16 protein-coding genes and 1 tRNA gene are annotated in these 14,631 nt (G+C 44.4%); 12 read left to right on the forward strand and 5 right to left on the reverse strand.

Features of this window, described 5'->3' with window-relative positions; genetic code table 11:
• Positions 1–8 precede the first annotated feature (8 nt).
• The 6 genes from ACO59Y_RS04365 (at position 9) to arcC (ending at position 5,139) form a co-directional block, all read left to right on the forward strand.
• Complete coding sequence (locus tag ACO59Y_RS04365; protein ID WP_486130972.1) at positions 9–1,229, forward strand: type II secretion system F family protein; 1,221 nt, start codon at positions 9–11, stop codon at positions 1,227–1,229.
• On the forward strand, positions 1,226–1,912 hold the full coding sequence (locus ACO59Y_RS04370) for a prepilin peptidase (protein ID WP_486130974.1): 687 nt from the start codon (positions 1,226–1,228) through the stop codon (positions 1,910–1,912). Before ACO59Y_RS04365 ends, ACO59Y_RS04370 begins: the two co-directional genes overlap by 4 nt.
• A 232-nt stretch (positions 1,913–2,144) precedes the next feature.
• Complete coding sequence (coaE, locus tag ACO59Y_RS04375; protein ID WP_486130976.1) at positions 2,145–2,777, forward strand: dephospho-CoA kinase; 633 nt, start codon at positions 2,145–2,147, stop codon at positions 2,775–2,777.
• Positions 2,758–2,964 (forward strand): DNA gyrase inhibitor YacG, encoded by a 207-nt coding sequence (gene yacG, locus ACO59Y_RS04380; RefSeq protein ID WP_486130978.1) that lies wholly within the window; start codon positions 2,758–2,760, stop codon positions 2,962–2,964. The genes coaE and yacG overlap by 20 nt, the downstream gene beginning before the upstream one ends.
• Positions 2,965–3,116: 152 nt before the next feature.
• A complete protein-coding gene (locus ACO59Y_RS04385; RefSeq protein WP_486130980.1) occupies positions 3,117–4,121 on the forward strand; it encodes an ornithine carbamoyltransferase in 1,005 nt (334 codons plus the stop codon).
• A 73-nt stretch (positions 4,122–4,194) separates the two neighbouring features.
• Positions 4,195–5,139: a carbamate kinase gene (gene arcC, locus ACO59Y_RS04390; RefSeq protein ID WP_486130982.1), complete on the forward strand. Its 945-nt coding sequence runs from the start codon at positions 4,195–4,197 to the stop codon at positions 5,137–5,139.
• Between the two features lie 171 nt (positions 5,140–5,310).
• Here the strand turns inward: arcC and ACO59Y_RS04395 are convergent, their stop codons facing one another.
• On the reverse strand, positions 5,311–6,405 hold the full coding sequence (locus ACO59Y_RS04395; protein ID WP_486130984.1) for a metallophosphoesterase: 1,095 nt from the start codon (positions 6,403–6,405) through the stop codon (positions 5,311–5,313).
• Positions 6,406–6,525: 120 nt separating this feature from the next.
• Between ACO59Y_RS04395 and ACO59Y_RS04400 the strand changes: the two genes are divergently transcribed.
• The 5 genes from ACO59Y_RS04400 to ACO59Y_RS04420 all read left to right on the forward strand — a co-directional run bounded on the left by ACO59Y_RS04400 (position 6,526) and on the right by ACO59Y_RS04420 (position 10,042).
• Positions 6,526–6,855 (forward strand): YbaB/EbfC family nucleoid-associated protein, encoded by a 330-nt coding sequence (locus ACO59Y_RS04400; RefSeq protein ID WP_077433564.1) that lies wholly within the window; start codon positions 6,526–6,528, stop codon positions 6,853–6,855.
• A 61-nt stretch (positions 6,856–6,916) separates the two neighbouring features.
• Entirely contained in the window at positions 6,917–7,519 is a 603-nt protein-coding gene (recR, locus tag ACO59Y_RS04405; protein ID WP_373603153.1) for a recombination mediator RecR, read from the forward strand.
• A 5-nt stretch (positions 7,520–7,524) separates the two neighbouring features.
• On the forward strand, positions 7,525–9,489 hold the full coding sequence (locus ACO59Y_RS04410; RefSeq protein WP_486130987.1) for a DNA topoisomerase III: 1,965 nt from the start codon (positions 7,525–7,527) through the stop codon (positions 9,487–9,489).
• Positions 9,490–9,598: 109 nt separating this feature from the next.
• Positions 9,599–9,943: a preprotein translocase subunit SecG gene (gene secG, locus ACO59Y_RS04415; RefSeq protein WP_373604346.1), complete on the forward strand. Its 345-nt coding sequence runs from the start codon at positions 9,599–9,601 to the stop codon at positions 9,941–9,943.
• A gap of 13 nt (positions 9,944–9,956) precedes the next feature.
• A tRNA-Leu gene (locus ACO59Y_RS04420) sits at positions 9,957–10,042 on the forward strand.
• A gap of 84 nt (positions 10,043–10,126) precedes the next feature.
• Here the strand turns inward: ACO59Y_RS04420 and ACO59Y_RS04425 are convergent.
• The 4 genes from ACO59Y_RS04425 to rsmA form a co-directional block, all read right to left on the reverse strand.
• Positions 10,127–11,461: an NAD(P)/FAD-dependent oxidoreductase gene (locus ACO59Y_RS04425; protein WP_486130989.1), complete on the reverse strand. Its 1,335-nt coding sequence runs from the start codon at positions 11,459–11,461 to the stop codon at positions 10,127–10,129.
• 96 nt (positions 11,462–11,557) lie between these two features.
• Complete coding sequence (locus ACO59Y_RS04430) at positions 11,558–12,184, reverse strand: glucose-6-phosphate 1-dehydrogenase family protein (protein ID WP_486130991.1); 627 nt, start codon at positions 12,182–12,184, stop codon at positions 11,558–11,560.
• Positions 12,185–12,331: 147 nt separating this feature from the next.
• Positions 12,332–13,156, reverse strand: coding sequence for a bis(5'-nucleosyl)-tetraphosphatase (symmetrical) ApaH (gene apaH, locus ACO59Y_RS04435; RefSeq protein WP_486130993.1), 825 nt, complete (start codon positions 13,154–13,156; stop codon positions 12,332–12,334).
• 13 nt (positions 13,157–13,169) lie between these two features.
• Positions 13,170–14,030, reverse strand: coding sequence for a 16S rRNA (adenine(1518)-N(6)/adenine(1519)-N(6))-dimethyltransferase RsmA (rsmA, locus tag ACO59Y_RS04440; RefSeq protein ID WP_486130995.1), 861 nt, complete (start codon positions 14,028–14,030; stop codon positions 13,170–13,172).
• Between the two features lie 203 nt (positions 14,031–14,233).
• On the opposite strand from rsmA, the gene infA reads away from it, so the two are divergent.
• Positions 14,234–14,452, forward strand: coding sequence for a translation initiation factor IF-1 (gene infA, locus ACO59Y_RS04445; RefSeq protein WP_013746899.1), 219 nt, complete (start codon positions 14,234–14,236; stop codon positions 14,450–14,452).
• The last annotated feature ends 179 nt before the right edge of the window (positions 14,453–14,631 follow it).

Below are 14,631 nucleotides of genomic sequence, written 5' to 3' on the forward strand. Positions count from 1 at the left end.
AAACCGATATGGCAAAAAAACTTTTTTACTATCGCGCACGGAACACCTTAGAACAACTGCAAAAAGGTTCTATTATTGCCGATTCCATCCGTGCGGCAGAATTTCAACTAATGAATCGCGGGTTGACAAACATCAAACTGCAACAAAATTGGCAATTTAACAACAAGCCAAAAAATGCGGAAATCAGCGCATTATTAAACCAACTTGCCATATTATTACAATCTGCCATTTCGCTTAAAAATAGCCTGCAAATATTACAGCAAAATTGCACCCAACTCGCATTAAACGAATGGGTCGAGCAACTTTTACAGAGCATTGAATCCGGTTTATCCTTTTCACAAAGTATTGAACGGCAAGGGAAATACCTCACTCGACAAGAAATTCAACTAATTCAGGTGGGCGAAATGACCGGCAAATTGGCATTAGTATGCGGGAAAATAGCGTCACATCGTAATCACTCTTTGGCGTTACAACGCAAGTTGCAAAAAATTATGCTCTATCCATCAATGGTACTTGGCATTTCTCTGTCACTCACGTTGATGCTGTTGCTTTTTATTGTGCCGCAATTTGCCGAAATGTACCAAAGCAACAATAGTGAACTACCGACTTTAACCCGAGTTTTACTCACGATGTCAAATTTTTTAAGAGAAGAATTATATATTCTTTTGTTACTAAGCCTTTTTCTCGGACTTTTCTACCACTTAAAATTTAAGCAATCACCACATTTTAAACAACAAAAAGCGCGTATTATCGCCCTTATGCCGATTTTCGGTAAAATTCAACAGCTTTCCCGCTTAGTTAATTTCAGCCAAAATTTACACATTATGCTGCAGGCCGGAGTACCGTTAAATCAAGCGCTCAATAGTTTTCTACCGCGCGCCCAAAGTTGGCAAATTAAGTCTCCGCTTACCTCCGATGCGGTGCTAGACGGCGAGGTCAAATCAATTTTGCAATGGGTTTCACAAGGCTATGCGTTTTCTGATAGCATCAGTAGCCGTCTGTTCCCGATGGAAGCGCAACAAATGCTGCAAATCGGTGAAAAGAGCGGCAAACTTGCGTTGATGTTGCAACATATTGCAGAAAATTATCAAGAAAAACTCAATCACCAAATTGATCTGCTTTCTCAAATACTTGAACCTTTGATGATGGTGATCATCGGCGGTTTAATCGGCATAATTATGATGGGTATGTATTTACCGATTTTTAATATGGGATCGGTAGTGCAATGATTGGTTTCGCAACATTTTTACTCGGCGGAACCTTAGGCGTCGCATTATATCTTTATATTTCGAGCTTTATCGAACGATTACAAACGGATGTTTATGCCGCTTATGTCGAACTCTTCCCTAACAATCCTCCGCCTTTCCAAAAGCATTTAGCAAACCTACAAACACAAAAATGCGGTCACGTTTTGCAATATTTTTTCGTTGTCGGATTTATTTTTAGCGCATTTGCCGCACTCGCGCCTAGCCCCTCATTTGCCTTATGGTTTAGCACCGCATTGGCTTTGCTGTGGGCAATCGCTTATCTCGATTGGCGCTATCGACTCATATCACCAACGCCCTGTTTAGGATTGCTCGCCCTCGGATTATTCGGCGCAGCGCAATCGTTTTCAGATTTGATGTTAGAACAAAGTCTACAAAGTGCAGCCGGTTTTTTCCTGCTTTTTTACGCCGTTTATTGGTTCGCCAAATGGCATTATAAACAAGAAGCCTTCGGTCGCGGAGATTACTGGCTCGCACTCGCTATCGGCAGCTACTTGCCATTAGAACAACTTCCGATATTTTTGTTGATTGCTTGTGTAACAGGAATTCTATTCGCTCTTCCACTCAGAAAAACCAAGGAATTTTTACCCTTTGCGCCTTTTCTGTGTTTATCGTTTATTATGCTTAATGCGAAATATTTAATTTAACAAAAAACCAAAATCATTCGCTGCTTCGATTCACAGACGAAATTATTGCAGCAAGCCCGAGTTAGCTTCATCAATGAGTTTATCGCTTCTTGTGAAAATCAGTTATCCCGCCTTTTTTTCGAACGTCGCATCTTGTAGTATTAACCGTCGATTATTTGTCGTTACGATTTTATGATCGACGTTTATTTTTAATCTAACTTAGCTAAACCTAGCTTAGTCGCAAGGACTTTCTATGACTTATATTATCGGCCTCACCGGAGGAATCGGCAGTGGTAAAAGCACGATTACAGAATTATTCGCCGAATTAGGCGTCCCTTCGGTTGATGCCGATATTATTGCGCATGAGGTGGTAAAAAAAGGTTCTCCTTCGCTTGCAAAAATTATCGAACATTTCGGCAAGCATATTTTATTGGATAACGGCGAACTCAATCGTGCGGCATTACGTGAACTGATTTTTACTAACGAGAAAGAAAAAAATTGGCTCAACGATTTATTACACCCGATTATTCGCCAAGAAATCACGACGCAACTTGCCGCACAAACAGCGCCTTATACACTTTTTGTTGCACCACTTCTTATCGAAAATAATCTCACAACACTTTGCGATCGCGTGCTTGTGGTCGATGTTGCGCCTGCCACCCAACTCGCCCGCGCCGCTCGGCGCGATCATAATAATATTAAGCAAATTCAACGCATTATGGATGCGCAAGTAAGTCGCGAAGCGCGGTTGAAATGGGCGACCGAGGTAATTAACAACGACGCCAATCTTGTCGAAAATTTACTTCAGTTAAAGCAAAAAGTGCTAGAATTGCACCGCTTTTATTTACAACAAGCGGAGTTAAAACGTGTCGGACGAAATCATTGAAGTGCCTTGCCCCATTTGTCAAAAAAACGTTCCCTGGACATCAGACAGTCCCTTTCGCCCTTTTTGCAGCAAACGTTGTCAATTAATCGATCTCGGAGAATGGGCAGCGGAAGAAAAAGCGATCTCGAGTGACAGCGCCGATTTTGCGACCAATCCGGAATTCAATGATGAATGGCATGTAAAATAAGTGTTTGACATAAATAAAGTAAGCGATAAAGCAATTTTTATTAACCGTATTTTTACTTCATTTACGCCATAGCTCCTCACCGAACCGCATTGAATGCAATCGATTGCTTTGTTAGAATGACCGCATTTTTTCAAGGTAAATAAGGAGTCGCTATGGCATTTAATCTTAAAAACAGACATTTATTGAGTTTAGTCAATCACAGCGAACGTGAAATTCGATTTTTATTAGATTTAGCACGCGATTTAAAACGAGCAAAATATGCCGGTACGGAACAACCTCGCTTAACCGGTAAAAATATTGCCCTTATCTTTGAGAAAACCTCCACCCGCACCCGATGTGCCTTTGAAGTCGCCGCTTACGATCAAGGCGCACATGTGACTTATATTGATCCCGTTTCCTCCCAAATCGGTCACAAAGAATCAATGAAAGACACCGCACGCGTATTAGGCAGAATGTACGACGCCATTGAATATCGCGGTTTCAAACAGTCCGTCGTAAACGAATTGGCGCAATATGCCGGGGTGCCGGTATTTAACGGCTTGACCGACGAATTTCACCCGACTCAAATGCTCGCCGACGTGTTGACCATGATGGAAAACTGCGAAAAACCGTTAAGCCAAATCAGCTATGTGTATATCGGCGATGCACGTAACAATATGGGCAACTCCTTGTTATTAATCGGCGCAAAATTAGGAATGGATGTGCGAATCTGCGCACCGAAAGCCTTGTTGCCGGAAGATGCTCTCGTTGCAATGTGCCAAGAATTTGCCAAACAATCGGGTGCGCGCATTACCGTGACGGAAGATATCGACAAAGCGGTAAACGGCGTAGATTTCGTGCATACCGACGTGTGGGTTTCTATGGGCGAACCGCTTGAAGCTTGGGGTGAACGAATCGATATGTTAATGCCTTATCAAGTGACGCCTGAGTTAATGAAACGCACCCGTAATCCGAAAGTAAAATTTATGCATTGCCTACCGGCTTTCCACAATAGCGAAACCAAAGTCGGCAAAGAAATCGCCGCACAATATCCGCAATTAGCAAACGGTATTGAAGTAACCGAAGACGTATTCGAATCACCGGCAAATGTGGCATTCGAACAAGCAGAAAACAGAATGCACACCATAAAAGCGGTGATGGTGGCAAGCCTTGCTTAGTTAAGCTTGATAGCATCGCAGTTCAATGCGGTGCTATTTTTTTATCGCATTATAAAAAAAGAAGGAAAGTAAAATGAGAATTGTGGTTGCCTTAGGCGGAAACGCATTATTAAAAAGAGGAGAGCCGATGACGGCTCAAAATCAATCGGCCAATATTCGTATCGCGGCAGAGCAGCTTGCTAAGATTAAGCAAGATCATGAATTGGTGATTTCACACGGTAATGGCCCACAAGTAGGACTGCTAGCATTACAACATGCCGCCTATCATGCACAAGATGCGAAAATCGAACCCTATCCGTTAGACGTATTGGTTTCTCAAACGGTAGGCATGATCGGTTATATGTTGCAACAAGAACTCACCAATTTGCTGCCGCAAACGCCGACCATTACGGTATTAAGCCAAGTGATTGTGGATCCGAACGATCCGGCCTTTGAAAAACCAAGCAAACCGATCGGTCAGATTTACGGCAAAGCAGAAGCGGAAAAACTTGCCGCAGAAAAAGGCTGGACGATTATGCCGGACGGTCAACATTATCGTCGCGCAGTGCCCAGTCCGTTGCCAAAATCAGTTACCGGTATGGATTCCGTGAAAGCCTTACTGGCGAATAAAAATATCGTGATTTGTGGCGGTGGCGGCGGTATTCCGAGCTATTACAATGAAAAGGGAGAATTACAAGGCGTGGAAGCCGTAGTGGACAAGGATTTGTGCACGGCAGTGATTTCGCAAGAGCTAAAGGCCGATTTATTCATCATCGCGACGGACGTCCCGGCGGCTTGCGTAAACTTTAACAAAGCAGAACAAAAACAAATCGCCCGCGCCAATCCGACCGCATTGGAAGCATTGGCTGACGAGTTCGCACCGGGATCCATGGGGCCAAAAGTGAAAGCGGTGATTAACTTCGTAAAAGCTACCGGCAAAGATGCGGTAATTGGTTCGCTTGCAGATATTGAGCGTATCGTACAAGGCAAAGCGGGGACGCGCGTGACAAATGCCATTAACGGCGTGGAATTTTACTAATCAAACATAAAAGGGGAGCAACGGCTCCCCTTTTTGACGGACGAAAAACCACCGCACTTTCGCCTTAATTTCAGTTTCATGTAGCAAAATAGCACCGCATTGGAAGCCGCTTCAATGCGGTGCTATTTTGCAAGGTCATTTCAGCCTTGCGGTACAGCTACATCATTTCGCTTAATTTTTTCCTTTCACATCTAAAATCACCACCTCCGATTGCGATCCCAAACGCATCGGAATGCCCCAAAAGCCGAAGCCTGAGGTAACCATAAAATATGGCGTACCGATTTTTTCCAAGCCGTAATCAATGCGGTACAGTAGGCCGGTGATAAGATTGGCCGGGAAAATTTGCCCTTTGTGGGTGTGCCCGGAAACCTGCAAATCAAACGGTAGCGCCGAATGGATGTCCACTTCGGACGGACGATGATCCAACACGATAATCGGCAAATTTAAATCCGCTTGTTTGAGCAACATTTCCGTCGTCGGGCGGGATGTATTCAAATCGTCGTTACGCCCAATCAAAACGAATTCGTTATTAATCACCCTAGTTTGATCTTGAAGAAGTGTTATACCCGCTTTGCGAATTTCATCGCTGATTTCGTCTTGATGCCCGAAGAAATCATGATTGCCGAGGGTCGCGTAAACACCGAGCGGTGCTTGCAGTTTAGCCAAATGTGGGCGCATATTTTCCGCTAAATAGGCATCGACATTGTCATCCATAATATCGCCCGGCAACAAAATCAGATCGACTTTTTGTTCGGTCATAATTTGCGTTAATTTATCCAGTTCTTGCGCGCCGAATAAAACGCCCAAATGCAGATCGCTCGCCACGCCGATGCGCAACGGTTTTATCGGTTTATCAAATTGAATGTTGTAATGAACAACGCGCGGCACATAGGCATTATACAGGCTCAAACCAATTAAGCCGGCGAGCCCGACGGGATAAACAAAACGTAGCAGGCGATCAATTTCGGCAAAGTTTTTACTTTTCTTCAAAACAACACGAAGGAAACCTATTGCCACGCTTACAAAGGCTGAAAAAAGTAATAGCGTGAGCATCAATGCAATGAAACGAAAGGCAGTAAAAAATTGCGCGACATGGCAAATTAGCACCGCATTGGGCGCCGTAAACAGTGCCAAGCTCAGCCATTTTTTGCTTTGCGGACAATGCTTATCGACCCAAAGCCACCGTAAGGTGCGGTTAAAAATGGCGAGCAAACATTGCAAAACGATAACAACGATGGCGAAAATAAAGTAATAACGCGTTTCCATGACGTCTGTTTTCCCTTGATTTTAAAGGCGCGCATCATAAATTTCTTTGTTTTCAAAGGCAAATTTTTTCGCTAGAATGCGAGCGTTTTTTTGACTGATACTTGATAAAAGGACGACATTATGTTTGGAAAAGGTGGCTTAGGCGGCTTAATGAAACAAGCCCAACAAATGCAAGAAAAAATGCAAAAAATGCAGGAAGAAATTGCGCAACTTGAAGTAACCGGTGAATCGGGCGCAGGCTTGGTGAAAATCACCCTTAACGGTGCGCATAACTGCCGTCGCATCGATATTGATCCGTCTTTAATGGAAGACGACAAGGAGATGTTGGAAGATTTAATTGCCGCGGCGTTTAACGATGCGGTGCGCCGTGCGGAAGAACTGCAAAAAGAAAAAATGGCGTCCGTTACCGCCGGTATGCCGTTACCGCCGGGCATGAAATTTCCGTTTTAATTCGTAAGGTGCGTGGATAAAACATTCATGCACCGTTTCACATTTATCCCATCTCTTTAATATGCAAAGCAGTCCACTTTTAGAACACCTTATCGAAAATTTACGTTGTCTTCCGGGCGTGGGACCGAAATCGGCGCAGCGTATGGCGTATCATTTATTACAACGTAATCGTAGTGGCGGCATGAATTTAGCGCACGCGCTCACCGAAGCAATGTCTAAAATCGGTCACTGTTCACAATGTCGTGATTTTACCGAAGAAGAAACTTGCAACATTTGTAATAATCCGCGTCGCCAAAATTCCGGCTTGCTTTGCGTGGTGGAAATGCCTTCCGATATTCAAGCAATTGAGCAAACCGGACAATTTTCCGGCCGTTATTTCGTCTTGATGGGGCATTTGTCACCATTGGACGGTATCGGTCCGCGCGAAATCGGTTTGGATTTATTGCAACAACGTTTGACGGAAGAATCCTTCCACGAAGTAATTCTCGCAACCAATCCGACGGTGGAGGGCGATGCCACAGCGAACTACATTGCGGAAATTTGTCGCTTGCACAATATTAAAGTGAGTCGTATTGCGCACGGTATTCCGATCGGCGGCGAGCTGGAAACGGTGGATGGCACCACATTAACTCACTCTTTCCTCGGTCGTCGTCAGATCGACTGATTATTATGCGTCTCTTTATTGCTGAAAAACCGAGCTTGGCTCGTGCCATTGCCGATGTGTTGCCGAAACCACATCTGCGCGGCGACGGATTTATCCGATGCGGCGATAACGATGTCGTCACTTGGTGCGTGGGGCATTTGTTGGAACAAGCCGAGCCCGAAGCATACGATCCGAAATTCAAACAATGGCGTTTGGAACATCTGCCAATTATTCCGGAAAAATGGCAATTATTACCGCGCAAAGAAGTTAAAAAACAGCTTTCCACAGTGGAAAAACTGATTCATCAAGCTGACGAATTGGTAAACGCGGGCGATCCGGATCGCGAAGGGCAATTGTTAGTGGACGAAGTGTTTAGTTACACCAAGTTAAGCACCGAAAAACGCGATCGAATTCAGCGTTGTTTAATTAGTGATTTGAATCCCAATGCGGTGGCGAAAGCGGTTAACAAGCTGCAACCGAATCGTAATTTCATTCCGCTAGCCACCTCCGCACTAGCCCGCGCCCGTGCCGATTGGCTATACGGTATTAATATGACGCGCGCTTACACTATTCGCGGCCGGCAGGCGGGTTATAACGGCGTGCTTTCCGTCGGACGCGTACAAACACCGGTATTAGGACTGATTGTGCGGCGCGATTTGGATATTGAACATTTCCAACCCAAAGATTTCTTTGATGTGCTGGCATGGATTAATCCGGAAGGTAAGCATGAAAAAACGTCGGAAACCTCAACTGCGCTTTTTAGCGCCTTATGGCAACCAAGTAAAGCTTGCGAAGATTATCAAGATGATGACGGCCGCGTACTTTCTCAAGGCTTAGCAGAAAATGTAGCAAAACGCATTTCCGGTCAGCCTGCGGAAGTGACGGAATATAAAAACTCGCACGAAAAAGAGAGCGCACCGCTGCCTTATTCTCTATCCGCTTTGCAAATCGATGCAGCGAAGCGCTTCGGCATGTCCGCGCAAGCGGTTTTAGATACCTGTCAGCGCTTGTATGAAACCCATCGTTTGATTACCTATCCGCGTTCCGATTGTCGTTATTTACCGGAAGAACATTTTGCCGAACGATATAATGTGTTCAATGCGGTTTCCGTGCATTGCGATGCTTACCAAACTTTGCCGAGCCTGATTGATGCCAATCGGCGTAACCGCTGTTGGAACGATAAAAAAGTCGATGCACACCATGCGATTATTCCGACTGCAAAAAATCGCGCAGTTAATTTAACTCATGAAGAACACAATATTTATGGTTTAATTGTTCGCCAATATTTAATGCAATTTTGTCCGGATGCAGAATATCGCAAAAGCAAAATCACCCTGAACATTGCCGGTGGAACTTTTATTGCTCAAGCACGAAATCTGCAAACTGCCGGCTGGAAAGCATTACTCGGCAAAGAAGATGACTCGGAAAATCAAGAACCACTCTTGCCGATTGTGAAAAAAGGACAAATATTGCATTGTGAACGCGGCGAAGTGGTGAATAAAAAAACACAACCACCAAAACCCTTTACTGATGCAACATTGCTTTCGGCGATGACCGGGATTGCGCGTTTCGTACAAGATAAAGAATTGAAAAAAATCCTACGCGAAACCGATGGACTAGGTACAGAAGCAACACGCGCGGGTATTATTGAATTATTGTTTAAACGAGGCTTTTTAATTAAAAAAGGACGCAACATTCACAGTACGGAAGCCGGACGAATTTTAATTCAAGCTTTGCCGGATATTGCTACACAGCCCGACATGACGGCGCATTGGGAAGCGCAGTTGAACGATATCAGTCAAAAACAAGCAACTTACCAGCAATTTATGTACAGTCTAAGTCAAATGTTGCCGGACTTGGTGCGTTTTGTGAATTTCAATGCGTTGCGCCAGCTAAGTCAAGTCAGTCGAAACACAAAAGCCGAACAGAACATGCGCCAAAGAACAGTCAGGAAAACTAAAAAATCAGCGAAGAACAAGGCTTCTGATTAAAGTTGATACAATCAATGCATAAATAATAAAAAAAACTTGCGGAAGTCTCGCAGTTTTTATATTATTCGCCGCGATTTTCTTGCGTAATGCGCAATTCAGAGTAGAAAAAATGTATCAAGTTCTTTTATTTATTTATGTTGTTGTCGCTATTGCCTTGATCGGGTTTATTCTCGTTCAACAAGGTAAAGGAGCAAACGCCGGTGCATCTTTTGGAGGAGGCGCTTCAGGCACAATGTTTGGTTCAGCCGGTGCAGGTAACTTTTTAACCCGCGCCAGTGCAATTTTAGCAACTGTGTTTTTTGTAATTGCGCTGGTATTAGGTAACATAAATTCTCATCGCAATAACCTTGAAAAAAGTACGTTCGATGATTTGTCTCAAGCCGCTGAACAAGTCCAACAAAATCAACAAGTTGCTCCGGCAATAGAAAACAAAAATAGCGATATCCCGCAATAATAAACAAATAAACGCTCTGGTGGTGGAATTGGTAGACACGCTATCTTGAGGGGGTAGTGGCCGCAGGCCGTGCGAGTTCAAGTCTCGCCCAGAGCACCATATCACTAAACAAAACCCCGCGTAATTAATCGCGGGGTTTTGTTTTATCCGGTTCCGATAAGGAAATGTTCACTAATTTGAAGGTTAATGCAATTTCAATCGCGGTTTTAAATATCGATTGATTTTATCCACTAAGATAATCAAACCGATTTTAATACAGCCGTGTAATGCGTGTTGGTGCATGCGATAAAGCGACACGTAAGCGAATTGGGCGAATTTACCGTGAACGGTGAGCGGGTTTTTACCGAATTTGTTGGTTAAACTGCCCAATGCGGTGAAACTTGAAAGGGAAACCAATGTGCCTTTATCATTGTATTTGAAGGCTTTTAACGGTTGATTTGCAAAAATTGCAAAGAGATTTTTCGCGCAGGCTTTTGCCATTTGATGTGCGGCTTGCGCACGCGGCGGCACTAATTTTCCGTCCGGTTGCGTTAATGCGGCGCAGTCGCCGATGGCAAAAATGCTGTCATCTACAGTAGTTTGTAGCGTATCTTTTACGACTAATTGATTGATGCGGTTGATTTCCAAGCCATCAAAATGATGCGTGACGGTTGAGGTGCGTACGCCCGCCGCCCAAACGATTAAATCTGCTTTAATTTGTTCGCCATCTTTCGTTATCAGCGTATTCGGTTGCGCTTCAGTGATCATCGTGTTGAGTTTCACTTCGGTGCCCATTTCACGTAACTCATCCAGCACCGCATCGGACAAATTTTCCGGCAAGGCGGGCAATAAACGCGGGCCGGCTTCCACCAATGTGACTTGTAAACAATCGCTGTCGATTTTGCCGTAACCGTAGGAAGACAAATCTTCCGCCGCATGATAAAGCTCTGCGGTAAGTTCCACGCCGGTCGCGCCACCGCCAACGATCGCAATATTGATTTTACTTTGGTCGACCAGTTTCTGTTTAAATTCTTCTTCACCAATATCGTCTAGTGCGCGGTTTTCCGAAAATTTAAGGAAAAGTTCCAACATTTTGTTTTGAAAACGCAACGCCTGTTCGGAGCTGTCCAAGAAAATGCAGTTATCCGCGACACCTTTTGTGTTGAAATCATTTGATTTACTGCCGATTGCGATAACCAAATAATCGTAAGGAATTCGGCGGGCGACGACGATCATATCGCCTTCTTCGCCGTAAACCGGCGCCAATTCTACGTATTTTTGTTCGCGATTGATGCGCGTAATCGAGCCTTGTTCAAAGCTGAAATGATGATTTTTACCGTGCGCACGGTAGCTTAACGAATCGACGCCATCGTCCATTACGCCGGTAGCGATTTCGTGCAATAACGGTTTCCAAAGATGGGTGGCATTACGATCCACAAGGGTAATTTTGGCTTGTTGTTTTCGACCGAGCTTATCGCCTAAAAATGTCGCCAGCTCAATACCGCCGGCACCGCCACCTACGATGACGATGTTTTTCATAAGATTCTCCTAAAAGTATTAAATTTGTTAAAAATGTTAAATCAACGTTATGGTAGCATGAAACATCTTGTGGAACATTACTCAATAAGGAGAAAACTAAGTTCGGTGCACGCATTCATAAAGGGGGGCAAGCTCTCGGATGGTGTGAGCCACAAATAGCACCGCATTCAAACCCGACAAATCGGCCTTTTCCACATTTTTGCCGATACACCAAAAATCATCGTCGTTGCGCAAGGTTAAATCCGCTTGTGAAAATGCGTTCACCGGCCGGAAATCGCCATATTCGTCTTCATCGCCGCGCCATAAATCGAAGTCGGCGAAACGGGCGAAATCAAATCGTTCCAGCCATCGGTTATATTGGTGCACACTAATTTGTGAGCGATCAGCGCGATAGCAATGCCAATCGAGACTCACGGAAAGGCGGCGGCGATTGAGCAATACGGAGAAAATCGCAGCAGAATTTTGGTTGAATTCATATTTGAAATAGGCGAAAAAATGCGCACGCACCTGCCAACCGTTCGTCCAACTTTCAATATGCGGTTTGGCAAAAGGCGCGCCGAGTTCGGCGGAAACGGCTTGAATCAGCGCTTTCCAGTTATCCCACTGCGCTTTGTAACGCGCTTTAATGGCCGGAATTTCTTGCGGGCAGAATTTTTTCATTTGCGCAAATTGAAAGAACGGAATATTAAAAATTTCGCAGGATTCAGCGTTGAGAGAAATCATGACTTTCCTTAAAAATACAATAATTTTTCGAAATTATATCGCTGTTGCACAACGTTGAAATTACCCTTGCAAAATAGCACCGCATTGGAGCCGCCCCCAGTGCGGTGCTATCGTTTATGGTTAATTTAAACGGGTTTTGTGCATTTGCTAAATTTCGTAATTTTTGACCGCACTTTGGCTGAAAATTTGTTTATCTTCCCAACGTAGCATGGTCAGGCGATTATTCCAGACACAGCCGGTATCGAGCGCATAAATATTCGGCGGCATTTTTTCATCCACTAAACTCGCCCAATGACCGAACACAATCGGGATTTGTCGATACAACGGATTGTTTAACTCGAACCAAGGCGTGAGTTCGGGCGGAGCTTCTTTCGGCGGGACTTTACAAGCGAAATCCAATCGGTGATCTTGATAGCAGAACCGCATTCGGGTGAATACATTAATAATGTAACGTAAGCGATCCATGCCTTGTAAATCAGGCGACCATCGGTCGGGGAAGTTGTCGTACATTTGAGAAATAAGCGCATAAAAATCGCCGTTTTGTAAGACGTTTTCTACTTCTTTCGCACAGGCTTTTGCCGTTTCTAAATCCCAATCCGGCGAAATGCCCGCGTGCGCCATCAAGAAACCCAATTCTTCATTGTGAACAAGCAATGGCTGATGACGCAACCAATCAATCAATTCTTCAAAATCCGACACACTGAAAATCGCGTCCACCCGATCGCGCGGTTTGATTTTTTTTATGCCGAGTGCGGTCGAAATCAGATGAAGATCGTGATTCCCTAACACGGTTTGTGCCGCGTCGCCGAGAGATTTTACCAAACGCAAACAATCTAAGGATTTATCGCCGCGCGCGACGAGATCACCGACGAGATAAAGTTTATCTTGCGCCGGGTTGAATCGAACGCGTTCCAATAAAAGCTGTAATTCATCGAAGCAGCCTTGTAAATCACCGACTAAATAAGTTGCCATTTTTGACCGCGCTTTATTCTTCCGAATCCATAATTTCCTCCTTCAGCGCCTCCGCCGGCGGATTATCCGCCAGCCAATTCGCTAAGCGGGCATAATCGGCGATGGAAAGATTTTCCGCACGCGCGTTCAAATCAATCTCAAGTGCGGTCAAATTTTCCGGAGAAAATAAGCTAGAAAGCGCGTTGCGCAAGGTTTTGCGCCGTTGGTTAAAGGCTTGTGAACAAACCCGATTAAGCCAATATAAATCCTTAACCGGATGAGGCAGGGTTTGATGCGGAATTAAGCGAACCACAGCGGAGTCCACTTTTGGCGCCGGTTTAAAGGCGCTCGGCGGCACTTCAAGCACCGGCATCACTTGGCAGAAATATTGCGCCATAATGGTTAAACGCCCGTAAGCCTTGCTGTTCGGCGCGGCGCAAAGGCGTTTTACCACTTCTTTTTGCAACATAAAGTGCATGTCTTGAATCACGTCGTGATATTTGAATAAATGGAACATCAACGGCGTGGAAATGTTGTACGGCAAGTTACCAAACACACGCAGTTTTTGCTTTGGCTCGACCGTTTGGTCGGCATAAAGCGCACCGAAATCAAATTGCATGGCATCGGTCTCAATCACCGTCAATTTTTGATGTAAAAAAGGATGATGACGTAAACGTTCAGCAAGATCGCGGTCAAGTTCAACAACAGTCAAATGCTCAACTTGGTCGCCGACAGGCTCGGTTAATGCCCCCAAACCGGGGCCGATTTCCACTAAAAATTGACCTTTTTGCGGATAAATCGCCGCCACGATATTTTGAATGACGTGATTATCATGCAAAAAATTTTGCCCGAAGCGCTTGCGCGCGGTATGGCCTAAATGTTTTTTTGAGTTCATAGTATTTCGCCTTTCGCAAAAGTGGCACACATTATAGAGCCTGTTTTACCTTTGTAAATCGTTACGAAATTGCACGAAACGGTGTTTTTTCCACTCGAATTTATTTTCATCTTTCGTACGACACTAAAAACGGCTATAATCCGCGCGTTTTTATTAAATCAGACCCCAAATACGGTCAAGAAACCATTATTTTAGAGGATACAATGGCAAAAGAAGATAGCATTGAAATGCAAGGCACTATTTTGGAAACCTTACCGAATACGATGTTCCGTGTGGAATTAGAAAACGGTCATGTGGTAACCGCTCACATTTCAGGCAAAATGCGTAAAAACTATATTCGTATTTTAACCGGCGACAAAGTAACCGTAGAAATGACGCCTTACGATTTAAGCAAAGGCCGTATCGTTTTCCGTAGCCGCTAATCATCGTCGTTAAATCCAAGTTAAAAGCCGATAACTTTATCGGCTTTCTTTTTGCCTGAACATCACATAAATCGGTTGCGGAAAACGAAAATTTCGGTATAATCCGCGCCCTTAGCCACATTGAATTTTCGTTCCTTGCCTTTGCAGATTGGTGGCTAATCTACGTCAAAGGCTGATTA

The organism is Rodentibacter sp. (genome assembly GCF_057314195.1).

Excerpts from the sequence above, each read along its gene's own strand:
- ACO59Y_RS04365 (WP_486130972.1), top strand. The coding sequence starts at position 9 with ATGGCAAAAAAACTTTTTTACTATCGCGCACGGAACACCTTAGAACAA.
- ACO59Y_RS04370 (WP_486130974.1), top strand. The coding sequence starts at position 1,226 with ATGATTGGTTTCGCAACATTTTTACTCGGCGGAACCTTAGGCGTCGCA.
- coaE (WP_486130976.1), top strand. The coding sequence starts at position 2,145 with ATGACTTATATTATCGGCCTCACCGGAGGAATCGGCAGTGGTAAAAGC.
- ACO59Y_RS04385 (WP_486130980.1), top strand. The coding sequence starts at position 3,117 with ATGGCATTTAATCTTAAAAACAGACATTTATTGAGTTTAGTCAATCAC.
- arcC (WP_486130982.1), top strand. The coding sequence starts at position 4,195 with ATGAGAATTGTGGTTGCCTTAGGCGGAAACGCATTATTAAAAAGAGGA.
- ACO59Y_RS04395 (WP_486130984.1), bottom strand. The coding sequence starts at position 6,405 with ATGGAAACGCGTTATTACTTTATTTTCGCCATCGTTGTTATCGTTTTG.
- ACO59Y_RS04400 (WP_077433564.1), top strand. The coding sequence starts at position 6,526 with ATGTTTGGAAAAGGTGGCTTAGGCGGCTTAATGAAACAAGCCCAACAA.
- recR (WP_373603153.1), top strand. The coding sequence starts at position 6,917 with ATGCAAAGCAGTCCACTTTTAGAACACCTTATCGAAAATTTACGTTGT.
- ACO59Y_RS04410 (WP_486130987.1), top strand. The coding sequence starts at position 7,525 with ATGCGTCTCTTTATTGCTGAAAAACCGAGCTTGGCTCGTGCCATTGCC.
- secG (WP_373604346.1), top strand. The coding sequence starts at position 9,599 with ATGTATCAAGTTCTTTTATTTATTTATGTTGTTGTCGCTATTGCCTTG.
- ACO59Y_RS04425 (WP_486130989.1), bottom strand. The coding sequence starts at position 11,461 with ATGAAAAACATCGTCATCGTAGGTGGCGGTGCCGGCGGTATTGAGCTG.
- ACO59Y_RS04430 (WP_486130991.1), bottom strand. The coding sequence starts at position 12,184 with ATGATTTCTCTCAACGCTGAATCCTGCGAAATTTTTAATATTCCGTTC.
- apaH (WP_486130993.1), bottom strand. The coding sequence starts at position 13,156 with ATGGCAACTTATTTAGTCGGTGATTTACAAGGCTGCTTCGATGAATTA.
- rsmA (WP_486130995.1), bottom strand. The coding sequence starts at position 14,030 with ATGAACTCAAAAAAACATTTAGGCCATACCGCGCGCAAGCGCTTCGGG.
- infA (WP_013746899.1), top strand. The coding sequence starts at position 14,234 with ATGGCAAAAGAAGATAGCATTGAAATGCAAGGCACTATTTTGGAAACC.